The 23,395-nt window shown below is 77.5% G+C and carries 11 protein-coding genes; 3 read left to right on the top strand and 8 right to left on the bottom strand.

Annotation, left to right across the window (positions count from 1 at the left end):
• Window positions 1-78 precede the first annotated feature (78 nt).
• The 5 genes from LV78_RS12495 to LV78_RS12475 form a co-directional block, all read right to left on the bottom strand.
• Window positions 79-2,610 carry a beta-ketoacyl synthase N-terminal-like domain-containing protein gene (locus LV78_RS12495; protein ID WP_253845259.1) on the bottom strand — a complete coding sequence of 844 codons (2,532 nt, stop codon included), beginning with the start codon at window positions 2,608-2,610 and terminating at the stop codon, window positions 79-81.
• A complete protein-coding gene (locus LV78_RS12490; protein WP_253845257.1) occupies window positions 2,607-3,935 on the bottom strand; it encodes an FAD-dependent oxidoreductase in 1,329 nt (442 codons plus the stop codon). Before LV78_RS12490 ends, LV78_RS12495 begins: the two co-directional genes overlap by 4 nt.
• Complete coding sequence (locus LV78_RS12485; protein WP_253845255.1) at window positions 3,932-15,781, bottom strand: SDR family NAD(P)-dependent oxidoreductase; 11,850 nt, start codon at window positions 15,779-15,781, stop codon at window positions 3,932-3,934. Before LV78_RS12485 ends, LV78_RS12490 begins: the two co-directional genes overlap by 4 nt.
• Before the next feature lie 270 nt (window positions 15,782-16,051).
• Window positions 16,052-17,242: a nucleotide disphospho-sugar-binding domain-containing protein gene (locus LV78_RS12480; protein ID WP_253845254.1), complete on the bottom strand. Its 1,191-nt coding sequence runs from the start codon at window positions 17,240-17,242 to the stop codon at window positions 16,052-16,054.
• Window positions 17,243-17,335: 93 nt separating this feature from the next.
• Entirely contained in the window at window positions 17,336-18,565 is a 1,230-nt protein-coding gene (locus LV78_RS12475) for a nucleotide disphospho-sugar-binding domain-containing protein (protein ID WP_253845252.1), read from the bottom strand.
• A 383-nt stretch (window positions 18,566-18,948) separates the two neighbouring features.
• Between LV78_RS12475 and LV78_RS12470 the strand changes: the two genes are divergently transcribed.
• Window positions 18,949-19,689 (top strand): class I SAM-dependent methyltransferase, encoded by a 741-nt coding sequence (locus LV78_RS12470; RefSeq protein ID WP_253845250.1) that lies wholly within the window; start codon window positions 18,949-18,951, stop codon window positions 19,687-19,689.
• Between the two features lie 132 nt (window positions 19,690-19,821).
• Here LV78_RS12470 and LV78_RS12465 read toward each other — a convergent pair whose 3' ends face one another.
• On the bottom strand, window positions 19,822-20,121 hold the full coding sequence (locus LV78_RS12465; protein ID WP_253845248.1) for a hypothetical protein: 300 nt from the start codon (window positions 20,119-20,121) through the stop codon (window positions 19,822-19,824).
• A gap of 147 nt (window positions 20,122-20,268) precedes the next feature.
• On the opposite strand from LV78_RS12465, the gene LV78_RS12460 reads away from it, so the two are divergent.
• Together LV78_RS12460 and LV78_RS12455 are read left to right on the top strand one after the other, a co-directional pair.
• Window positions 20,269-20,562, top strand: a complete 294-nt coding sequence (locus LV78_RS12460) for a hypothetical protein (RefSeq protein WP_253845247.1) — start codon at window positions 20,269-20,271, stop codon at window positions 20,560-20,562.
• A 197-nt stretch (window positions 20,563-20,759) separates the two neighbouring features.
• Window positions 20,760-21,329 carry a hypothetical protein gene (locus LV78_RS12455; RefSeq protein ID WP_253845245.1) on the top strand — a complete coding sequence of 190 codons (570 nt, stop codon included), beginning with the start codon at window positions 20,760-20,762 and terminating at the stop codon, window positions 21,327-21,329.
• On the opposite strand, the gene LV78_RS12450 is transcribed toward LV78_RS12455, so the two are convergent.
• Window positions 21,301-22,095 carry an ABC transporter ATP-binding protein gene (locus LV78_RS12450; protein WP_253845244.1) on the bottom strand — a complete coding sequence of 265 codons (795 nt, stop codon included), beginning with the start codon at window positions 22,093-22,095 and terminating at the stop codon, window positions 21,301-21,303. The two genes, LV78_RS12455 and LV78_RS12450, sit on opposite strands and share 29 nt — an antisense overlap.
• Window positions 22,092-23,195, bottom strand: a complete 1,104-nt coding sequence (locus LV78_RS12445) for a FecCD family ABC transporter permease (protein ID WP_253845242.1) — start codon at window positions 23,193-23,195, stop codon at window positions 22,092-22,094. The genes LV78_RS12450 and LV78_RS12445 overlap by 4 nt, the downstream gene beginning before the upstream one ends.
• Between the last annotated feature and the right edge of the window lie 200 nt (window positions 23,196-23,395).

The raw sequence follows: 23,395 nt of genomic DNA, 5'->3' as shown, positions 1-23,395 counted from the left end.
GCGGGTTGGCCCTTTCAGCTGATCAGCGGACGGCGGTGGTGGTGCTGGTGGTGCGGCGGGGCGGTGGTGCGACGCCTGCTAGCGGAGGCCGAAGCCCTGGTCGATCAGGGCGAACAGCTCCTCGTCGTCGAGGTCGGCGAGGTCGGGATCGGTTGGTGGGAAACCGTTCCGCGCAGCGCGGCCCGACGAGGCGGACCGGTGCGCCCACAGTCCGGAGCGCCTGGCCGCGACCCGGTCCTCGCCCCGGTCGAGCGCGGCGGCCAGGGCGGTGACCGGGTCGACGTCCGGCGCGACGTCGAGCAGGCCGCCCCACCGCTCGGGGTGCTCGGCGGCGACGGCCGCGCCCAGCTCCCACAACCGGGCCTGCGCCGGGCTGGGGCGCGCGCCGTCGACGGGCGCGGCGCCCGTGGTCACGCACCACAGCGCGGCCCGGTTCCCGGCGAGGGCCTTGACCAGCTCACCGGTCGCGACGAGCCCGCGCGGGACGTCGGGCTGGTCGGGGTGCGGGCGCTCGTCCAGGCCCAGCAGGGAGAGCACCCCGGTGAGGGGGCCGAGGTCGAGCGCTGCGGCGAGGTCGTCGGCGGTGACCGTCGTCGTGTCCACGGCCAGCCGGGCGAGACCGGGGGCCTCGGGGAGCTCCCGCGCGGCAGCGCCTTCGGGGGTGAGCACCAACCACTGGCCGGGCGGGCGCGCGGTGGTGAGGTCGCCGAGCCGCTCCCAGGCGGGGTCGGCGTCCTGGACGGGGATCGCGATCGGGTGGGGCCGCCGCTGGAACGGGTAGGTGGGCAGGTCCGCGATCCGCCCGCGACGTCCGGTGAACGCGCCGGTCCAGTCGACGTCGATCCCCGAGGTGTGCGCTCGGGCGAGCGCGGCGAGCAGGCCGTCGTCCTCGTGGAACGACGCACGCACGGTGACGCGGTCGGTGATGCCGGACTCTTGCTCGGCGGCCTCCTGCGCGGCGGCCTCGGGGTCGGGGAGCAGCTCCACGAACCACCGGTGGCCCGCGTCGAGCAGCGATCGAACCTGTCCCGCGATATCCACAGTGGACTGCGGACCGGGCCGCGCCACCAGCGGGGCCGCGTCGGCGAGGGCGAGGGCGCCCGCGACGTGCGCCGCCACGACCTCGTCCCCCACCGCAGCGGCGGGTTCGACCCCGTGCGCCCGCCACACCGCCACCAGCGCCGTGGTCACCGCGAACAGCGCGGCCCGCTGCTCGTCGGGCCGCTCCGGTGCGGGCTCAGCGCGCAGGACGTCGAGCAGGGAGAACCCGGTGTGCGGGTCGAGCGCTTCCGCGCAGGCCTCGACGTGCCCGGTGAACACGGCGTCCACGTCGAGCAGCCCGCGCGCCGCGTCCGACCACCGCGCGCCCTGAGCGGGGAGGACGAACACGGGTGCGTGGCCGGAACCCTCGCCCCGGAACAGGTTCTCCGCCGATCGGTCGTCGGCGAGCGCGTCCAGACCGGTCAGCAGCGCGTCCCGGTCGGCCCCGAGCACGACCGCGCGGTGCTCGAACGCGCCGCGCCCGCGCGCCAGGGTCCAGCCGACGTCGGCGAGGTCGTGGGCGCCCGCGCGCACGCGCTCCCGGAGCCGGTCGGCGCTCTCGCGCAGCGCGGCGGCCGTGGTCGCGGACAGCACCCACGGCACGGTCCCCGCGTGCTCCCGGCTCGGCGCGGGCTCGTCGGCGGGTGGTTCCTCCAGGACCAGGTGGGCGCGGGCTCCGCAGGCCTCGGCGGTGGACACGGCCGCGCGGCGCACCCGGTTCCCCTCCGGCCACGGCGCACCGCCCTGGGCGCCCTCGGCCGGGTGGCCGCTCCGCACCGCCCGCGCCAGGTCGACCACCGCGCCCAGCCCGGTCGCGCCCGGCACGACGACGTCCACGTCGGCCGCCGTCAGACCCGCGTCGGCGAGCGCGGCGGCGCGGGGCTCGGCCGTGGTGATCGCGCACCCGCGCAGCACCGCGTGCACCGGGTGACCCGCGCGGGTGGCGTCGGGGAGGCGTTCCAGCAGCAGCACGACGACTTCGGTCGGGGACGCCTCGGCGACCAGCGCCAGCGGGCACTCGCCCCGGCGCAGCGACTCGACCGCGAGCTGGAGCGGCGCCAGCGCGGACGAGCGGGCCGTGTCGGCGGTGAGCGCGGGCCCGCCGAGCCCGAGCAGGCGCGCGAGGCGGCCGGACGTGCCGCGAGGCAGGTCGGCGGCGTCGGGGATAGCGGCGTCGGGAGCGGTGGTGTCGGGGATAGCGCTGTCGGGGGTAGCGGCGGGGTCGGGGGTAGCGCTGTCGGGGGTAGCGGCGGGGTCGGGGGCGGGGTCGGTGGTGCCTGCGAACACCCCGGTTCCGCTGTCCCGCGCGGTGATCGGGTTGATCCCCGCGCGCTCGAACGCCTCCCACGCGCTCTCCAGCAGCACCCGCTGCTCCGGTCCCAGCGCGAGCGCCTGCCGCGCGGAGAGGCCGAAGAAGTCCGCGTCGAAGTCGACCTCGCCGCCGGGGGACCGGCGGACCACGCCGACGACCGCGACCGGGTCGCGCCTGCGCTCCCGCACCAGAAGTTCCTTGGTGCGGTGCAGTTCCGCCACGACGCGCTTGAGGTAGTCGCGCAGCTGGTCGGTCATCGGCGCGCCCCGAGGAACGGGTGGGCGGCACGCTCCTCGGCGGTGAACGGCGGCGCGGCGCCGCCCCCGTCCGGTGGACCGCCGCGCAGCAGCGCGGACAGCACGCGCGGGTGGGCCAGGCCTGCGGCGGAACCGGGCAGGGCCGCCGTGGCGGGCAACCGCCGGGACACCGCCCGGCGCACCCTGGTGACCGGGTCGGGATCGAGCCGGTCGCGGGCGGTCGCGGTGGTCCACGCCGGGCGCGCGGCGCGGGCCAGCACCCGTTGCGCCCGGTGCTGCGGACCGGCGGTCAGGCCGTGCGCGCGCAGTTCGGCGCGCAGCGCGAGCGCGCTCCGGGCCGCGCTGGCCATGCCGTGCGCGTGCACCGGGTCGACCGCGCTCAGCGCGTCGCCGAGCACCAGGAAACCCACTGGCGCCAAGGACATCCGCTCGTAGCGGTGGCGGTGGTTGGCCGTGGCGCGGGAGAGGTGGACGCCGCCGTCCGGTTCGGCGGCGGCCATCAGCTCGGCGACGAGCGGGGTGGCCAGCGCACGCGCGAACTCCGCGAACCCGGCCCCGTCCGACGGCGGCTCGACCCCGTCGGAGCCCACGAGGGTGACCAGCCAGCGGCCGTCCTCGACGGGCGTCAGCAGCGAGGCGCGGCCGGGGGCCCCGGTCCGCGGGTCGAGCGCGGTCGTCACGGCCGGGAACCCGCTGCGGGCCGAGGCGGGCGCGGTGAACGCCCGCGACGCGCACACCACCGCGCGGTCCACGACCTCCACCTCCGGTGCGGGAGCGCCGATCCCGGCGAGCCAGCCGGGGGCGTTCGCGCCACGGCCGGTGGCGTCCACGACCAGGTCCGCGCGCAGGGACCCGCCACCGCGCACGCGCACCCCGGTGATCCGCCGGGCGTCGCCGAGCAGGCCGGTGACCTCGACGCCGTCGAGCAGCTCGACAGCCGGCTCCACGAAGACCCTGCGCCGCACCTGGCGGTCCACCAGGCCCCGGCTGCAGGTGAGCGCGAACCGCCTGCCGGGGAACCGCCGCCGCCACCCGGAGGGCGTGAGCGCGAGGAGGTCGGTGGGCAGGGCGATGCGGTGCGCGCCCGCGCCGACGAGCGCGTCGACGACACCGGGCAGCAGCGCCTCCAGGGCTCGGACGCCGGTCGAGGGCAGGAGGTGCGCGTGCCGGTGCTGCGGCAGGCCGGGGCGGGCCACCGGGTCGGCGGCGAGGTCGTCGCGCTCCACCACGGTGACCCGGTCGGCGTGCTCGGCCAGGACCGTCGCGGCGAGCATCCCGGCCAGCCCGCCGCCCAGCACGACGACGTGCGACGTCCGCTGCTTCACAGGCCCAGCTCCTTGTCGATGAACTCGAAGACCTCGGCGTCACCGGCGTCGCGCAGCCGCAGCGCCACCGGGTCCTGCTCGGGGACGGCGACCGGGGCCAGCAGGGCGGACAGCTCGGCCAGCTCGGCGGCGACCCGCGCCCTGGCCCGCCCGTCCGACAGCACCTCGGGCAGCGCGGCCCGCACCCGCGCCAGGTCGGCCAGCGGTGACGCGGGGGTGCGGTCGGGGGCCGTGCGGGCGCGCAGGTGGTCGGCGAGGGCTCGGGGGGTGGGGTGGTCGTGGAGCAGGGTGGCGGGCAGGCGCAGCTCGGTGGTGCGCTCCAGGCGGTTGCGGATCTCCAGCGCGGACGCGGGGGTGACGCCCAGCTCGGGGAAGCGCGCGTCCTCGGGCACGTCGTCGCGGCCGAGGACTCGGGCGACCTGCTCGCGGACCTCGGCCAGCAGCAGCGCGCCGGGGTCGGCCTCGGCGAGGCGGCGGCGCAGGGTGTGGCGCGGGCTGGGGAGGGTGGGGGGCTGGGCGGTTCGGGAGGTGGTGGTCTCCTGCCCGGTGGTGTGCGGCTGGGCGGTGTCCGGCGCGGTGGACTGCGGGGCGGCCGGCTGCGGAACGGCGGACTGGCGTGCGGCCGTGTCCGGCGTGGCGGACTGCGGCGCGGCGATCAGCGGGACGGCGGACTGCGGCGCGGCCGTCTGCGGCGGGGTCGTCTGCGGCGGGGTCGTCTCCTGCCCGGTGGTCTGCGGCGAGGCCGTCTCCTGTCCGGCGGGCTTCGGTGGGGTGGCCGCCGATCCGCCGGTCTGCGGTGCGGTGAGGTCGCGCAGCAGGGGTGGGGCGGTGTGGTCGAGCGGGGCGAGGTGGGTGGGCAGCAGGACCGGTTCGCCCGAGGTGAGCGCGGCGTCGAACAGGGCGGTCGGGTCCGCCGGTGGGAGCAGGTGGCCTTCCGGGGCGTTCCACGGGCCCCAGGCCAGCGACACCACCGGGTCGTCCGCGTCCGCGCGGCTCGACGCGAAGGCGTCCAGGAACGCGCCCGCCACCGCCTGCTCCGCCCGACCGAGGCCGCCGAGCGTGCCCGAGGCGGACGAGCAGAGCACGAACGCGGTCAGGTCCAGGCGCCGGGTCAGCTCGTGCAGCAGCAGGGTTCCGGTGACTGCGGGGTCCGGGACCGCGGCGGTGAGGCGCTCGGGGGTGAGGGTGGTGGCGCTGCCACCGGGGATCGCCGCCGCGTGGACCACGGCGGTGAGCGGCTGGTCGTCCGGGATCTGGTCCAGCAGCGCGGACACGGCGGGGCGGTCGGTGACGTCGCAGGCCACCACGGTCACGGCCGCGCCCTCGGCGGTCAGCTCGGCGACCAGGGCGGTGGTGTCCGGGTGGTTCGGGCCGGTGCGGCTGGCCAGGACGAGGTGCTCGGCGCCCGCGCGGGCCAGGTGGGTGGCGAGCGCGCGGCCGACCACCCCGGTGCCGCCGGTGACCAGGACCGTGCCGCGCCACCGGGGTGCGGCGGCGGCGGTGGCGGGGACCCTGGTGAGCCGGGCGGCGTGCGCGCGGCCTTCGCGCAGGAGCAGTTGGGGCTCGCCGGTGGCCACGGCGGCGGACAGGACGCCGAGGTCGGGGTCGTCCGCGTCGACCAGGGTGAACCGGCCGGGGTGCTCGGACTGGGCGGCCCGCAGCAGGCCCCACAGGGCCGCGCCCGCGAGGTCGGTGGCTCCGGGGCCGACCGCGCCGCTGGTCAGGACGACGAGGCGGGTGTCGGCGCGCTCGGGGTCGGCGAGCCAGTCCCCGACCCGCGCGAAGCCCTGCTCGGTGAGGTCGCGGACGGCGTCCTCGGTGGTGGTCGCGGCGGTGCGCGGCGACCAGACCACCGGATCGGTGGCGGGCGCGCCGAGGGGGACCGGGCACCACTCCAGGCGCAGCAGGTCACCGGCCGGGTGCGGCGGTTCCTTGGCTTCTCGCCGGGGTTCGGCGACGTCCGGTTCCGGGGTCGGGTGGTGGCGCTGGAACGGGTGGGTGGGCAGGTCGACGTGGCTCGGGCGCCGACCGGCGAGCACCGCGTCCCAGTCGACGTGCGCGCCGCCGCCGTGCAGGTGGCCGAGCGCGGACATCAGGTGGTGCGGGTCGGTGACGGCGGCGAGGTCCAGCACGTGGCCCCGGTCCGGCAGCGGTTCGCGCGCGCGCACCCGGACGACCGGGGTGGTGGCGTCGGCGCAGCGCAGCGCGGCGGTCTCGCCGTCCGGGTCGCTGATCAGGCGCGCCGGTTCGACGCCCCAGGAGCGGAGGAGCCGGAACAGGGCGACCTGGAGCACGGTCCCAGCGGACTGGTCGAGTTCCGCGCGCGCCAGGCGCAGCTCGCGGTCGAGAGCGGGGAACGCCTCGGTGAGCGCCCGCTCGTCGGCCTGGCCGGACCGGCCGCCGAAGCGGACCGCGACCCCGTCGTGCCGCGCGGTCGCGGTGGTCTCCGCGCGGCCCTGGGCGAGGGCTTCCAGCCCAGGCAGGAAGTCCTGGTGATCGACACCGGTCAGGACTGCCCGGTGCTCGAAGCGGGTGCGGGTGAGGGCGCGGGCCACGTCGACCGGTTCGACCTCGGGGTTGGCGGCGAGGAACGCGCGAAGCCGCTCGGCCCGGACGCGCAGCGCCTCGGGCGTGCGGGCGGACAGCACCCACGGCACCACACCGGGTTCACCGCGCTCGGGGTGCGGCGGGACGGGCGCCGCTTCGAGGATCACGTGCGCGTTGGCCCCGGTCGCGAACGACGACACGCCCGCGCGCCTGCGGCCGTCGACCGTCGCCCACTCGACGGGTTCGGTGAGCGAGCACGGGTCGTCGGCGGGGAGGTCGTCGCGCAGCGCGAGGACGACCTCGACGGCGTGCACGATCCCCGACCCGGTCCGCTGCGGCTGGTCGGCCAGCACCCGGCGGACGACGTCCTGCTGGGGCCGGTCGTTGGAGCTGGTCGCGCTGCCTCGCAGCAGCGCGAGCGCCGGGTGGCCGTCGCGATCGGCGTCGGACCGACGGGCCAGCAGCAGCACGCCCGCGCCCTCGGTCACGTCCGCGCCCGCCGCGAGCGCGAGGTCGCACTCGTGCCGCCGGAGCGACTGGGCGGCCAGGTGCAGCGCGATCAGGGACGACGAGTGCTCGGTGTCGGCGGTGATCGCGGGCCCGACCAGGCCGAACCGGTGCGCGAGCTGCCCCGCGACGACGCCGCCCGGCGTCGGGTGGGCGCGGTGGGCGACGCCGAGGAACACGCCGATCGCCTGGCCCCGCAAGGCTTCCGGGTCGAGCCCGGCGCGTTCGCACGCCTCCTGGGCGGTTTCCAGGAGCAGGAGGTACCGGGGGTCGGCGACCAGCGCCTCGGCCGGGGTGAGGCCGAAGAACCCGGTGTCGAAGTCCTCGGCGGCGACCACCTCGCCCGGCGCGCGGGAGGCGACCGCGATCACCGCGAGCGGGGCGTCCTCGTCGGATTCCCCTTGTGCGGCAACGATGTGCGCGGAGGTCTCGGCCACCGGCTCGGAGGTGTCCGCCGCCAGTGCGGAGGTTTCCGCCTCCGGCTCGGGAGTCTCCGCCACCCGCGCGGGGGTCTCCGCCTCTGGCGCGGAGGTGTCCGCCACCAGTGCGGAGGTGTCCGCCATCAACTCGGGAGTCTCGGCCACCGGCTCGGGAGTCTCGGCCACCAGCGCAGGGGGCTCCGCCACCCGCACGGAGGTGTCCGCCTCCGGCTCGGAGTTCTCCGCCACCAACTCGGAGGTTTCCGCCACCAACTCGGAGGTCTCGGCCACCAACTCGGGCTTCTCCGCCTCCGGCTCGGGCTTCTCCGCCACCAGCTCGGTCAGGATCGCGCCTCGGGTGAGGCCCGCGCGCAGCGCTTCCCAGTCCACCTCGGCGGCGATCACGACCGGCACGTCGTGCGCGAGCGCGCGGCCCAGCGCGGTGGTGACGGGACCCTGGTCGCCCTCCCAGGCGATCGCGGTGGCCGACGACCCGAGCGAGACCCGGTGCCTGGCCAGCGCGTCGAGACCCGAGCCCACCGCCGCGCTGACCGCTCGCCCCGGTGTGCCGACGGTTCCGTCGAGCGAGGACACCAGCGCGAACAGCGGCAGGTCGCCCACCAGCTCGTGCAGGGCCAGCGCCGCGCCGAACCCGGTGTCGAGCGCCTCGGCGACCCGCGCCGGGTCGAGCGCGTCGACCGGCGCGTCCCCGCCCGCCGTGGCCGCGTGCACGACCCCGGTGAGCGGGGTGTGCTCGGGCACCGAGGCCAGCAGCGCGCGCAGCGCCTCCCGGTCGGCGAGGTCGCAGGTGGCGGTGGTGACCCGCGCGCCGACCGAGGTCAGCTCGGCGATCAGCGCGGGCTCCGCGCGGTCGGTGACGTCCACGAGCAGCAGGTGCTCGGCCCCGGAGCGGGCCAGCCAGCGCGCGACGTGCCCGCCGGTGCGGCCGAACGCGCCGGTGACCAGGACCGTGCCCCGCTCGGGCCGGAAGTCCAGTGGCGCCGGTGGTTCCGCCGGGACGAGCCTGGGGACCAGGACGCGGCCGTCGCGGATCGCGCACCGGTCCTCGCCGGTCGCGCCGGTCAGCACCCCGGCCAGCAGGTCGAACTCGCGGGTGCCCGCGACCGGCGGCAGGTCGATCAGGCCGCCCCAGCGCCTGGCCAGCTCCTGGGCGGCGACCTGGCCGAAGCCCCAGGTCGTGGCGCGCGCCGGGTCCTGCGGGCCCAGCGGCGCGGCGGTCCTGGTGCAGCACCACAGCGGCGCGGTGATCCCGGCGTCGCCGAGGTCGCGGAGCAGGGCGAGCGTCCAGGCGAGGTCGGCGGGCGGCACCGCGACGACCCCGGCCAGGTCGGGAGACCCGGCGGCGCGGTGCGGCGCGTCGGGGTCGAACCGGACGACCTCGGCGCCGAGCGCGGTGAACCGGTCGCGCAGCGCCTCCGCCAGCACCGACTCCCCCGGCGCGGCGACGAGCCAGCGGCCGGACGGTCCTGCCGGACCGGGCGTCAGCTCGCGCCAGTCCAGGCGGTAGGTGGGCGCGCTGCGGGCGGCGCGGTCGGCCTGCCAGTGGCGGCGGCCCTGGAACGGGTAGGTGGGCAGGTCGGCGCGGCGCGGGTCCAGGCCGGTGAACGCGCGCTCCCAGCTCACGTCCGCGCCGAGCGCGTGGGCCTCGCCGAGCGCGGACAGCAGCCGCTCCCGGCCGTCGCCGTCGCGGTGGAGCGCGCCGACGACGCGCGCGGGCCTGCCGTGGTCGCTCGCGGTGAGCTGGACCTGGTGGGACAGCACGGGGTTCGGGGCGACCTCGACGAACAGGTCGTGGCCCGCGTCCAGCAGGGCGCGGGTGGTGGGGTCGAAGCGGACCGGCAGGCGGAGGTTGTCCGCCCAGTGGTCGGGGCCGAGCCGGGTGGGGTCCAGCTCGCCGCCGGTCACCGGGGACCACAGCGGGATGCGGCCGGGCAGCGGGCGGATGCCGTGCAGCTCGGCGCGCAGCAGGTCCAGCAGCGGGTCGACGTGGTGGCTGTGCGGGGCGTGGTCGACGGGCAGCCACTTGGCCCGCCAGCCCCGGTCGGCGCAGCGGGCCAGGAACGCCTCCAGCGCGGCCGGTGCGCCGGACGCGGTGAGCGCGCCGGGACCGTCGACGGAGGCGATCTCCAGCTCCCCCAGCGCTTCCGCGACGTCCTCGGGGTCGGCGGAGACCGCGACGAGGCCTCCTGCGCCCGCGAGGTGCTCGTGCAGCAGGCGGCTGCGGACCGCGACGACGCGCGCGGCGTCGGCCAGGGACAGGGCGCCCGCGACGTGGGCGGCGGCGATCTCGCCGTGGCCGTGGCCGAGGACGGCGGCGGGTTCGACGCCGTGCGCGCGCCACACCTCGGCCAGCGCGACGGCGACGGCGAACTGCACGGGCTGCGCGACGTCGGCGCGCTCCGGCGGCGGGGCGCCGGGGTCGCCGCGCAGGACGGCGGTGAGCGACCAGTCGACGTGCGGGGCCAGCGCGCGCTCGCACTCGGCGATCCGGTCGCGGAAGACCGGGGAGTCGGCGAGCAGGTCGTCCACCGGGGCGGGGCGGCGGGCGGTCTGGCCGGGGAAGGTGAACACCGGGCTGCGCGGGGTGGCGGGGGCGTCGGTGGCGCGGTCGGCGAGCGCGGACAGCCCGGCGCGGAACCGGTCGGCGGTGGCGCCGACGAGCACGGCGCGGTGCGGGAAGGCGCTGCGGCCGGTGGCGAGCGCGAAGCCGACGTCCACCGGGTCGACGTCCGGGGTCCGGTCGAGCAGGGCGAGGAGGTCGCGGGCGCGGGCGCGCAGGGCGGCGGGTTCGGCGGCGGAGAGCACCCACGGGACGACCGCTCCCGACGGCGGCCCGGCGGGCGGGCGGTCGGTTTCGGTGAAGGGCTTCTCCAGCAGGGCTTTCAGGGTGGTGACGAGGTCCGCGCCGGTGGGTTCGGCGACGCCGAGGACCGGGTGGTCGTGGTGGCGGGCGGTGGCCAGGGGTTCCAGCAGCAGGACCACGGCGTGCTCGGCGGGGCTGGAACCGGCGGGTGGCGGCTCGGGCAGCGCGGTCGCGCTGCCGACCAGCGCCAGCTCGCACTCGCCGGAGCGCAGCGCGCGGACCGCCCGGCGCAGCGCGTCCCGGTCCGCCGGGGACTCCGCCGGGGCGGGCAGGCCCAGCACGCGGCTGACGAGGTCGGCGGTGCGGCCGGGCTGGTCGGTGAACACGCCGGTTCGGCTGCCGCGCAACGAGGTCGGGTCGATCCCGGCGCGTTCCACGGCCTCCCAGGCGGTTTCCAGCAGGAGGCGCTGCGCGGGGTCGGCGGCGCGGGCCTCGTCCGGGGTGAGGCCGAAGAAGTCGGCGTCGAACAGGGCGACGCGGTCCAGGTAGGCGCCGGTGACACCGGTCCAGCCCCGGTCGGTCGGGGTGGTGGGGGCTTCTCCGGGGTGGCGCAGGTCGTCGGGGGTGCGGATGCCACCGGGCAGGCGGCAGCCCGCCGCGAGCACGGCGATCCGGTCGTCGACGCCCGGATCCGCTTGCGCGGCAGGGGTTTCCTCGTCCGGCGCGGGGAACAGGTCGCCGGTCCGCGTGGTGATGCGCGACGCGGGGGCAGGCTCGAACCGCGCGGGCGCGACCAGGTTGCAGGCTCCCACGATCCCGGTCCGGACCGCCGACGCGAGTGCGGCGAGGTCGAGCTCGGCGACCGGGCGGGGCGCGTGGGGTCCCGCCGCGTGCACGACGGTGCGCACCCGCTCGCCCTGCTCGGCCAGGAGCACGACGAGCCTGGCCAGGTCGTGGGGCTGGGTGACGTCGCAGCGGGCGTGCGTGACCCGCGCGCCTCCCGCGACCAGCTCCGCGCCGAACTCGATCGCGCCCGGCGCGTCCGCTCCCCTGCGGCAGGCCAGCACAACGTGCGGGGCCCCGGCGCGGGTGAACGCGCGGGCCGCGCTCCTGCCGCGCTCGCCGTGGCCGCCGAGGACGAGCACGGCGCCGTCCGGCGCGGGGGCGCCGGTGCTCTCGTGGACCGGCGCGAGCAGGAGGTCCGGCAGGGCGTCGAACGGGTGCTCGGTCAGGTCCAGCGGGACGACCCGGCTCTCCGGCCGCTGGACCGCGAAGGTCTCGGCGAGGCCCCTGGGCAGGGCCTGGCCGGTGGTGATCACGCGCAGCGGGACGTCGCCGATCACCTGGAGCAGGGCGAGCGTCGCGGCCAGGCCGCGCGGGACCTCGGGGTGCTCGGGGTGCGGGGTCTCGTCCAGGGCGAGGAAGGACACCACCAGGTCGGGGGCGGGGTCCAGCGCCCGGCGCAGGGACTCCCGGTCGACGTCGGCGGGGTCCAGGTCGAGGCGGTGCGCGGTTCCCACCTCGCCCAGCGCGCGCTCGGCCTCGGCCACGGCGGGGTGGTCGGCCCGACCGGACGGGACCAGGAGCAGTCGGGTGGTGGAGTTGTCCGGTTCGTGGCGGTGCGCGTGCTGGAAGGCGTGGGCGGGCAGGTCCACCAGCGGGCCCGCGCCGAAGAGCGGGGTCCAGTCGACGCGCGCGCCGCGCACGTGGGCCTCGGCCAGGCTGCGGGTGAACCCGGCCGTGCCACCGCGTCCGAGGGCGCCGATCACGTCCGCGCCCGCACGGGTGAGGATCGCGCTGGGCTCGGGGTGCGGGCTGATCTCGACGACCAGGTCGTGGCCGGTGGCGAGCAGCGCTCGGGTGGCCCGGTCGAACCCGGCGGGGTCGTGGAGGTCGCGCGACCAATGGCGCGCGTCCGGCTCGGCGAGGTCGGGCGGGGTTCCGGTCCCGGCGCGGCGGGCGGTGGCGCCGTGGGCGGTGGCGCGGTGCAGCGGGATCGGCGCGCGGCGCGGGTGGATCCCGCCCAGCCTGGTCAGGAGGGCGTCGTGGCGGTCGTCCGGGTGCGCGAACTCGCCGCGCACGGCGGCGATCCCGGCCGCCTCGTCCAGGGTGAGCGCGCCCGCGACGTGGGCCGCGGCGAGCTCGCCCGCGCCGTGCCCGAGCACCGCGTCCGGTTCGACGCCGTGCGCGCGCCACAGCGCGGCCAGCCCGACCGCGACGGCGAGCTGGACGGGCTGGAGCACGTCGTCGCGGTGCTGCGGCGGCGCGTCCGGGTCGCCGAGGAGGACGGCGGTCAGCGACCAGCCGGTGTGCGGGCGCAGCGCCTCGTCGCACTCGGCGATCGCGGCGCGGAACACCTCGAAGTCGCGCAGCAGCTCCTCGGCCGCGCCGGTCCACGGGGTGCGGTCGCCGGGGAAGGCGAACACGACGCGGCGCTCGCGGGCCCGGCCGGTGATCACGCGGTCCAGGGAGATGCCGTCCGCGAGCAGGTCGAGGCCGCGCACGTGGTCGTCGCCGCCCAGCACGACGGCCCGGTGCGGCAGCGCTTCCCGCGTCACGGCCAGAGTGCGCCCGATGTCCACAGTGGACGCTCCCCCGGTCGCGAACGCGGCGAGGCGGCGCGCCTGCTCGCGCAGGTCCTCGGCGGTCGCGGCGGACAGCACCCACGGCACCGGGTCCAGCTCGACCGGGGCGTGGTGCGCGGCGACGGGCGGGGGCGCGGGTTCCAGGACGAGGTGGTCGTCCGCGTCGCCGGACCGGGATGAGGCGGTCCGGGGCAGCGCGGTTCGGGACGGTGCGGCGTCGTGCAGGGCGAGCACCAGTTCGACGACGTCCACGAGGTCCGACGCGGCCTGCGGGTCCGGGTCGACCTGGTCCGCAGCCGGGCCGCGCACCAGGGCCAGCACCGGGTGGCCGCCCCGGCGGGCGTCCGCGAGGCGTTCCAGGAGCAGCACGGCGACGCCGTCGGAACCGCCGTCCCGACCGGTCTCGCCGCCTGCCAGCGCGAGCGCGCAGTCACCGCTCCGCAGCGCCCGCACGGCCAGGTGCAGCGGGGCGAGGGGCGACGAGCGGGTGGGGTCGGCGGTGGTCGACGGGCCGCCGCGCAGGCCGAAGACGGTGGCCACGAGGTCGGAGGTGGTGGGGAGCTCGGCGCGGGTGAACACGCCGACCCGCGCACCGCCCCTGGACAGCTGCGGGAGCCCGGCGCGCTCGAAGACCTCCCCGGTGGTCTCCAGGAGTTGGCGCTGCCTCGGGTCGATCCACCCGACCTCGCGCGGGTCGGGACCGAAGGGGGTGGGGTCGAACGTGGTGGCGGGAGCGGGGTTGCGGGCTGCGGCGGGATCGGAGCCGGTGCGGGTGAACGCGGCGGAGTCGGGGTCGGCGGGGGTGGCGCCCGCCGGGACGAAGTCGGCCGGTTCGGGGTCGAGCAGGGTGCCGGGGGCGGGGTGGAGCGGGGGCGCCGGGTCCTCCTGCGCGGTGGTGTCGCCGGGGAACCTGCGCGCCACGGCCACCACGGCGATCGGCTCGTCCTCGGCGGTCCGCGCGGGCAGTTCGGCGGTGGCCGCGACCAGGGCCGCCACCACGTCGCCGGGTGTGGGGTGGTCGAACAGGAGCGTCGCGGGCAGGGGCACGCCCGTCGCCGCCGTGATCCGGTCGCGGAACCGGACCACCGCGCCGGAGTCCAGGCCCAGCTCCCAGAAGCTCGTGCTGTCGGTCGGGGGCGGTGATCCGACGGGCAGCAGGGCGGTGAGGTGGACGCGGACCAGGTCGCGCAGCGCCCGCTTCCCCAGGTCGGCCCGGCCATCGGGCATCGGTTGGGGCGCGAGGCTTTCCGGCCCACCGGGTTCAGCGGCCCCGTGCTCGGCGGTTGCCCGCTCGGCGGCCTCCCACCCGGTGGCTCCCCGCTCGGCGCTCTGCGGCCCGGCGGCTCCCGACTCGGCGGTCTCCGGCACGGCGACACCCCAGTCGGCGCTCCCCGGCCCGATGGCTCCCGACTCGGCGCTCCTAGGCCCAGCGAAATCCCAGTCGGCGCTCTCCGACCCGGTGGCTCCCGACTCGGCGCTCCTAGGCCCAGCGAAATCCCAGTCGGCGGTCTCCGGCCCGGCGGCCCACGGCTCGGCGCTCCCAGGACCGGCCACACCCCACCCGGCGCTCTCCGATCCAGCGCTCCCCCACCCGCCGCTCTCCTGCTCAGCACCCTCCTGCCCAGCGCTCCCCCACCCAGCGCCATCCGGTTCGGCGGCGTGCCTGCTCCTGGGCGGTTCCGGCAGGAGCACCGGGTGGTCCGAGGCGAAGACCGGCGTCCAGTCGACGTCCGCGCCCCGCACGTGCGCCTCCGCCAGCGCGGTGAGGAAGTCCTCCTCCCCTCCCCCGCCCCGGCGCAGCGTGGCGAGCGCGGCGACGTCGGGGACCCCGCCCGCGTGCGCGGTCTCCAGCAGGGCGGGACCGAGGACCGGGTGCGGGCCGACCTCCAGGAACAGCCGGTGCCCTCCGTCCAGCAGGGCGCGGGTGGCGTCGGCGAAGCGGACCTCGCCGCGCAGGTTCGCGAACCAGTGGGCGGCGTCCAGCGACCTGCCGTCGACCTGACCGCCGGTCGTCGAGGAGTGCAGTGGGATCTCGGCCTCGCGCGGGCGGATCGGGGCCAGGTCGGTCAGCAGGCTCTCGCGCAGGGCGTCCACCTGGGCGGAGTGGGCGGCCAGGCCGATCGCGAGCCTGCGCGCGGGCACGCCGGACTCGCGGCAGTGCGCCAGGAAGTCCAGCGCGGCGGCCCGGTCGCCCGCGACGACGGTGGAGCGCGGGGAGTTCGTGGCGGCCAGGTCCAGCGCGCCCGCCCAGCGCGGCAGCAGGGCGCGGACCTCGGCGGCGGGCAGCGCGGCGGCGATCATCTCGCCCCTGCCCGCCAGCTCGGACTGGGCGCGGCTCCACAGCGCGAGCGCGCGCGCCGCCTCGTCCAGCGGCAGCGCGCCCGCGACGTGCGCGGCGGCGAACTCGCCTGCGGAGTGGCCGAGCACGGCGGACGGTTCGACGCCGCGCGAGCGCCACAGCGCGGCCAGGGCGACCATGACCGCGAACAGCGCCGGTTGGACCAGCTCGGGGGCCTCCAGCTCGGTGCGCTGGTCGAGGACGCTGGGCAGCGGGCGGTCCAGGAACGGCGCGAACGCCGCGCAGCAGTCCACCAGCGCGGCGCGGAACACCGGTTCGGCGTCGGCGAGCGCGGCCATGCCCGGCCACTGCGGGCCCTGGCCGGGGAAGACGAGCACCGGGCCGGGACCGGGTGCCGGGGCGGCGGTCACCACGCGCGCGGACGGCGTCCCCGAGGCCAGTTCGGTCAGCGCGGCCAGGAATTCGGCGGGTTCGCGGCACAGCAGCACGGCGCGGTGCGCATCGGCCGGGCGCGCGGCGAGCGAGCGGCCGACACCGCCGGGCGTCCAGTGGCGGTCCGCGCCGACGAGGTGGGCCTGCAGGGCGACGGCGCCCGCGCGCAAGGTGAGCGGGGCGCTCCCGGACACCACCCACGGGACCAGCGCGGGTTCTGCTCGGTCAGCCACGTCGGTGCTCGCTCTCGGTGTCGGGACGCGGTCGGCGGGTCCACCGCGCCCCCTCGGCGGCCCGTTCGCGGCGATCACCCGGCCCCCTGGAAACCGCGTCGGCGTGCGGCGAATCGCGAGTCTCACAGAGGGCCGGGGGAAACGCACTCCGCGTTACCCGAAAGGGTGGGAGCGTTGTGCGGGCGCGTTTTCCGGGGCGGGAATGGGCTCTGCCGCGCTGACGTGGGAATGCGCGCGGGAAAGTCGCCCGGTCTTCGCGGGAAAGCGTTTTCAGCGCCGGGCCGCCGTTCTGCCCGACCGCGTTCCGCGCCCCCACGGGACCACCCGTCCGGTGTGCTCGGCCACCAGGTCCTCCAGCCGGTGCACCGCGTCGTGCGGGGTCGGCCGGGCCAGCGCCTCCGCGCGCAGGTCGGCGGCGCGCTCGGCGAACCCCGGTTCGCCGAGCAGGCGCAGCAGGTGCTCGGCGACGGCCTCCTCGGCGACCCGGTCCAGCACCAGCGCGACACCCCGCTCGGCGAGCAGCGCGGCGAGGGTCGGCTCGTCCCAGCCGCCGCCCGGCGCGACCAGCTGGGGGACGCCCGCGAGCGCGGCGGCGGACGTGGTGGTGGGGTCGCCCCGGTGGACGATCGCGGCGCAGGACCGCAGGAGCTCCTGCGGGGGCTCGTGGTCGTGCGGGTGGGTGGCGACCGGCAGCGGGGGCGTCCCGGCGGGCAGCAGGGCGACCACCTCCACGTCGAGCAGCGCGGCTCCCCCGACCAGCACCTCGGCGGTGGCGCGCTCGGCCGGGGCGAGCCCGCCCTCCCGGTCGGGGTGGGCGAGTGCGAGGCAGACGCGGGGCCTGGTCGGGGGTTCGCGCAGGTGGTCGGGCAGGTCGGTCGGGCCGTCGTGCGGGGTGTGGCGCAGCGGCAGGTGGTCCAGGTCGACGGGTGGTCGGACGCCCGGCGGGAGCTGGTCGACGGTGAGGTGCCCGACGGCGACGTCCTCGGTGAACACCGCGCCCCGGAGGGCGAGCGCCTCGCCGAGCAGGGTGGTCAGGTTGTCCGGCGGGGCGGCGGGCAGGGCCGCGCGGTGCAGGCCGATGACGTCGACCGCGTGCGGGACGCGCACGTGCGGCAGGTCGAGGATCTTGGCCACCACCGGGCCCGCGAGGACGGCCTGGTCCCACACCAGCAGGTCCGGCCGCCAGCGCTCGGCGAGGTCGAGCAGGTCGTCGAGCAGCGCGTCGTCCAGGTGCAGCAGGCGCTTGGCGGCGTCCGAGCCCGGCGCGCCCTGGACCGGGACGGGGGTGGGCGCGTCGTCGCCGACCGGGGCCGCGCTGAGACCCGCCCCGGTGACCACAGGCACGCCCGCGGGGCGGACCGCGACGCGCACCTCGTGACCGGCGGCGCGCAGGGCCTGGGCCAGCGGGGCGAGACCGCGCAGGCGCGGGTCCGCCGGGAGCGGCGTGAACAGGACGCGCACGGTCGATCTCCTTCCGGGGATCGGGCCCCCTCCCGGAATCCTCGTCCCGGCCCTGCGGGCGGGGTGGGAGCGCGCGCGGACACTTTTGGTGGATCAGCGGACCGGGGCGCGCTGCGGGCGGGCGGCGCGCGCGGCCGGGACCGACCGCGCCGCGCGCTCGGTGACCAGGGCTTCCAGGTGCGGGACGAGGTCGTGCGGGCTGGGCACGGCCAGGGTCTCCCTGCGGATCACGGCCATGGCCTCGGTGAACGAGGGCTCGCCGAGCAGGCGGACCAGGGCGTCCGCGACGGCGCCCTCGGTGAGGCGGTCGCGGCGCACGACCAGCGCGCCGCCGCGCGCGGCCAGCAGGTGGGCGCGGCGCGGTTCGTCCCAGCTCGGGGCGGGGACGATCAGCTGGGGGACGGCGTTCGCGATCGCGGCGCTCTGGGCCTCGGCCTCGCCGTGGTGGACCAGGGCCGCGCAGGTGGCGAGGAGTTCGTGCAGCGGGAGGGGGTCGTGGACGCGGACGTGGTCGGGGAGGTGGAGCGCGACGTCCTCGGCGGGCGGTGCGGTGACGACCTCGACGCCGAGCCTGGCCGCGCCGCGCAGCAGGGTGCGGGCGTGGTCCGGACCGTTCGGGCCGGGCAGGACGCAGATCCTCGGGCGGGTGCGCTCCGCGCGCAGCGGGCCCTGGGCGGTCGCGGGGGCGTTGTGCGGGACGTGCCTGGTGGGGAGGTGGTCGTGGTCGGTGGGCAGGCGCATCCACGGCGGGAGCTGGTCGAGGGTGACCGTGCCGAGGGCGACCTCCTCGGTGAACACCGCGCCGTGCTCGGCCAGCGCGGCGCCGAGCAGGTCGGCGAGGGCGTCGGGGCGGGTGCGGTCGGGGACGGCGCGGTGCCAGCCGACGAGGTCGAGCGCGAGGAGCACGCGGGCGCTGGGCACGCCCAGGACCTGCGCGAGGACCGGGCCGGAGTAGTCGCCGGCGTCCCACACCACCAGGTCGGGGCGCCAGCGGCGCGCGAACGCGACCAGGTCGCCCACGACGTCGTCGACGGGCGTGAGGCGCTCCCCCAGCGCGGACGCCGGGCCGTCCAGCAGCGCGAGGCCCGGCAGGTCGTCGTCCGGGGCGGGGGTTCCGGTGGGCGTCGGGGCGGTTCCGCCTGCGTTCTTCGGGGCGGGCGCGCCCACCGGCACCGGGGTGAGCCCGGCCCCGGTGGCCGCGCCGGTCCCGTCGGGGCGGGTGGCGACGCGGATCTCGTGACCGGCGGCGCGCAGGGCCCAGGCGAGCGGGACGAGGTGGGCGAAGCGGGGGGCCGCCGGGAGCGCGGTGAACAGGACTCGCACGGACCGCTCCGATCGTGGTGGTGTGGCGGTGGAGGGTGTGGCCGTGAATTGGGGCGAACGATATCGACCCGGCGGTCCGGCGCACCTCGGCCACACCTTCGAGTGAGGTGATCACGCGCGTTCGGCCGGGTCCGGAAAAGCCCTGCTATAAAACCGGGATGACGGGGTTCCGCACGCGGCGCGCACCGGTTCCGACCGGTTCCGCGAGCGCTTTTCCCCGTGTCACCGGACTTTCCCCCCGAGCCGGTTCGGCGGTGTCCGAGCGGTTCGCCCGCTCCGCCGCGACGGCTCCCGGCGACGGCTCCCGGTGGTGGTCCGCAGGGGTCCCTGGGTCCTTCCCCTCCCCTGTGGCGGCGGGTTTCCTTCGGTGAGAGGAGTTCGAGGTGACCGAGGCGCTTGACCGGGCGGTGCCCGCTCGCGGCCGGGAGCACGCGGAGATCCACGAGGTGGTGCACTCGGCGCGCGGGCGGGACTGGGTGGCGGAGGCCGACCTGGTCGCCAAGCTGGTGCTCGCGCGCAACCCGTGGGCGGGGTCGCTGCTGGACGTCGCCTGCGGGACGGGCGAGCACCTGCGGCGGTTCGGGTCGCGGTTCGCCAGGGTGGCCGGGGTGGAGCTGTCGCCCGCCATGCGCGGGATCGCCGAGGCGAGGCTGCCGGGGGTCCCGGTGCACGCCGGGGACGTGCGCGGGTTCGACCTGGGGGCGCGGTTCGACGCGGTGACCTGCCTGCGCTTCGCCGTGGCCCACGCGCGGTCGGCGGCGGAGCTGGGCGCGATCGCGGAGTGCTTCGCCCGGCACCTGGTGCACGGCGGGGTGCTGGTGGTGGAGCCGTGGTGGTTCCCCGAGCGGTTCCCGGAGGGGTGCGTGAGCGGGGCGGTGGTCGAGCGGGACGGGGTGGTGGTGAGCCGGTTGTCGCACTCGGTGCGGCGGGGGCGGACGACGAGCACGACGGTGCGGTACACGGTGGCCGAGGCGAGCGGCATCCGGGACTTCACCGAGCGGGAGGAGCTGGCGCTGTTCGGCGAGGAGGAGTACCTGGAGGCGTTCGCGTCGGCCGGGATCAGCGCCGCGCACCTGCCGGGCGGGTTGAACGGGCGGGGGTTGTTCGTGGGGGTGCGGTGTTGAGGGGGCGGGGCTGAGGGGCGAGCTGACCGGGCTGGGCTGAGGGGGCGGGGCTGGGGGCCCCGCGCTGCTCGGGGGTCGCGCCGGTCGGCGGGTGCGCCGGTCGGCGGGTGCGCCGGTCGGCGGGTGCGGTGGTCAGCGGGTGCGGTGGCGTTCGGCCAGGCGGGTGAGGTCGACGCGGTGGAAGCCGTCGCCGAGGGTCTCCTGGATGTCGTCGTCGACCTTGCCCTCGGCGTAGACGCGGCCATCGGGGTCCACGAACAGGCCGACCTGGTCCAGGTGCGCGTTGACGGCGTCCCGGTAGGCGGCCTCGATGCCGGGCACGTCGTAGTCGCCGGGGTCGGGGCCCAGGTGGCTCAGGACCAGGTCGCGCAGCGTGGCGGCCCCGCCCATGTCGTGGAGGCCGGACAGGTGGCCCAGCAGTTCCGAGGTCACGCGCCCATGATCCGGATGAGGGGGATCATCCGTTCGAGAGGGCCCGTTGATCTTTTCGGGTGACGGCCGCTCGGGTGGTCGTGACGGTTCGCGGTGGGTTAACGGCGGGGCGGGGTTCGGCGACCTCGGGGGGTGAGGAGGTGGGCGATGACCGCGTTCCGGGTCGATCCCGTTCCGGCCGAGGAGGTTCGGCGTTCGGCCGATGGGGTGTGGTGGGCCGGGCTGGTCGACGGCCTCGGGTTCTTCGTGCTGCTGGTGCTGGTCCCGGCCGCGGTGGGGGTGGCGGTCGGGGCGCTGTCCGGCGGGACGTGGTTCCGGGGAGGGCGGCTCGCGCGGTGGGGGGTGCGGGTGGGGAGCGGCGCGTTGGCGTTCCTGGTGACGGCCTGGGTGTTGGGGTGGGTGCGGGTCGTCGTCGCCGGGCTGGCGGGGTTTCCCGGCTGAGTGGACCACGCCCGCCACGTCGGTTGACGACACCGAGCACGGGCCCAGCGAACCGGATCGCGCTCCGTCGCGGCGGTGTAACGGCGGGTGGCGGGCAGGCGACCTGATCGGCGAGGAGGTGGCCGATGACCGCGTCCCCGTTCTTGGCAGGCAGGCCCGTCGTGCGGGAGGAGCCGTCCTCGTGAAGGCGGCTGGTCGTGGCCGGGTTGTGCGCCGGTTACCTGGTCCTGCTGCTCGGGGTGACGACCGTGGCGCCGTCGCTGGCCACGGGGGTGCACCGGGTCGACGCGCCGCAGTTCTCGATCGCGGGCGCCGACGTCGGCTGCGGCTCCCCCTCCCGGTGCGAGATCCCCCTGGAGAGCGGGACCCTGGTGGTCCACGCGCCGATGACCGTGCCGAGGGCGGCGTGGGCCGGGGCCTGCTCGGCCTCGTTCCAGGGGCGGGAGATCGGGTGCCGGAGGGTGGTGCAGTACGGGCCCGCCGCGCCCTGGGTGCAGGTGGGGGACCTCGGGGTGCCGGAGGAGGAGGCGCGGCGGTTGCGCGGGGAGTTCCCCTGGTGGGCCGACGTGGTCGACTACAACGGGTTCCTCGTGATGATGCTGCTGGCGCCCGCCGGGTTCGCCGTGGCGGCCGGGGCGGTGGCAGGCTCCGGCGAGCGGCGGCAGGGGGTGCGGGAGGTGAAGGCCCTGGGCGCTTTCGGGGTGACGTTCATGGGGTTGTGGGTCGTGGGGCTCCTGGTCAGCGCGGTCGCCGGGTTTCCGGACTGAGCGCCAGCGGGGCCGTGACGAAGTGGGGGCGGCCGGTCAGGGGGTGGGGGACCACGGCGCTTCGGACCCGGAAGACCTCGGCCACGCGGTCCGGGGTGAGGACGTCCTCGGGTTTCCCCGACGCCACCACCCTGCCCTCGTGCAGCAGGACCAGCTCGTCGCAGTGCGCGGTGGCGTGGTCCAGGTCGTGCAGGGCGGTCACGGTGGTCAGGTTCAGGTCCGCCACCAGCGCCAGCAGTTCCAGCTGGGCGCCGACGTCCAGGTGGTTGGTCGGCTCGTCCAGCAGCAGGACCGGGGAGCGCTGGGTGAGCGCGCGGGCCAGCAGCACCCGCTGGCGCTCACCGCCGGACAGGGTCGGGAACGCCCGGTCCGCCGCCCACGCCATGCCCACCCGCTCCAGCGCCTCCTCCACCAGGTCGCGGTCCCGCTCGGACTCGCGGTCCAGCGGGCCCAGGTGCGGGGTGCGGCCCATGGCTGCGGTCTCGCGGGCGGTGAAGTCGTTGTCCAGGTCGTGGTCCTGGGCGACCACCGCCACCGCGCGGCCCACCTCCCTCGCGCGCATCCGCCGGACCTCCTTGTCCCCCAGCAGGACCACGCCGTGCGCGGGGCGCAGCGCCCGGTACAGGCAGCGCAGCAGGGTGGACTTGCCGGAGCCGTTCGGGCCGATCAGGCCGGTGGTCGAACCCGGTGCGACGTCCAGGTCGACGCCGTGCAGGATCGGGGTCTTGTCGATGTCGACGCGGACCTCGGAGACGTGGACCCTCATCGCTGGGAACTCCTCCTGCGGCGCAGCAGCACCAGGAAGAACGGTGCGCCGAGGGCCGCCGTGAAGATGCCGACGGGCATCTCGTTGGGGCGGTCGACCGTGCGGGTGACGAGGTCGACCAGGACGAGGAACAGGGCGCCGGTGAGCAGGGTGACCGGCAGGACCCTGCGGTGGTCGGGGCCGACCAGCAGGCGCACGGCGTGCGGGACGATCAGGCCGACGAAGCCGATGCCGCCGACCGCGCTGACCACGGTGGCGGTGAGCAGGGACGCGGTCAGCAGCAGGGTGATCCGCAGCCGGTGCACGTCCACGCCGAGTCCCGCCGCCGTGTCGTCGCCGACGGCGAGCGCGTTCATCGCCCGCCCCCTGGTGAGCAGCAGGGCGGCGACGGCGGCGGTGGTCGCGGCGGGGATGGCCAGGTCGTCCCAGCCCGCGTTGGCGACCGAGCCGAGCAGCCAGAACATGACGCCGCGCAGCTCGGCGGGGTTGGCCTGGAGCTGGAGGTAGCTGGTGGCGGCGCTGCCCAGGTAGGCGACGGCGACACCGGCCAGCACGAGGTCGGTGCCTGCCAGCCTGCCGCCGCGCTGGGCGAGCAGGAAGACGGCGGTGAGGGTGAGCAGGGAGCCCGCGAACGCCGAGCCCGCGACGCCGAGCGAGGCGGTGACGCCGCCCGTCGCCGTGAGCGCGATGACCGCGCCGAGGGACGCGCCGGAGGTGACGCCGAACAGGTACGGGTCGGCGAGCGGGTTGCGGACCAGGGTTTGCAGGCACACCCCGGCGAGGCTGAGCGCCGCTCCCGCGACGGCGGCGAGCAGGACCCTGGGGGCGCGGAACTGCCAGACGATCTGGTCGTGCAGCGGGGAGGTGGTGGGGGCCGCGCCGGTGAGGTGGTCGCGGACGACGGCGAGGACGGCGCCGAGGGGCACGGAGACCGTGCCGACGCCGATGGCCAGGGCGGTGGCCAGCACCAGTGCGGCGGTGAGGGCGAGGAGCAGGGCGGGGACGGCGCGGGCGGGGACCGGGTGCGGGCTGCGGGGACGGCCCGCGCCCGCGCCGGTCCCGACCGGCGCGGGCGGGGCGGCGGTGGCGCGGGTGGTCATGCCACAGGAGTCGGTGGGCGGGGGCGGAAAGTTCCCCGTTCCGGAACGCGGGCCGCTCCCCCGCCGGGGTGGCGGGGACCGGCGCGATCGCGCGGGGCGGGGGTGCGTTCGCCGCAAATCCTTGCCGGACAGGGGCTCCGGGCCGGTTCGGGCTGCCATCCTCGCCGCGCACGCGCTCGCCGAGCGCCGCGACGCCGTGG

Source organism: Actinosynnema pretiosum, from assembly GCF_024171695.1.
GTDB classification, from domain to species: domain Bacteria; phylum Actinomycetota; class Actinomycetes; order Mycobacteriales; family Pseudonocardiaceae; genus Actinosynnema; species Actinosynnema pretiosum.
This window is presented reverse-complemented; position numbering and strand designations above follow the sequence as displayed.

Bases quoted from the DNA above. Each gene is read 5' to 3' on its own strand.
- LV78_RS12495 (WP_253845259.1), bottom strand. From the start codon at position 2,610: ATGACCGACCAGCTGCGCGACTACCTCAAGCGCGTCGTGGCGGAACTG.
- LV78_RS12460 (WP_253845247.1), top strand. From the start codon at position 20,269: ATGACCGCGTTCCGGGTCGATCCCGTTCCGGCCGAGGAGGTTCGGCGT.
- LV78_RS12450 (WP_253845244.1), bottom strand. From the start codon at position 22,095: ATGAGGGTCCACGTCTCCGAGGTCCGCGTCGACATCGACAAGACCCCG.
- LV78_RS12445 (WP_253845242.1), bottom strand. From the start codon at position 23,195: ATGACCACCCGCGCCACCGCCGCCCCGCCCGCGCCGGTCGGGACCGGC.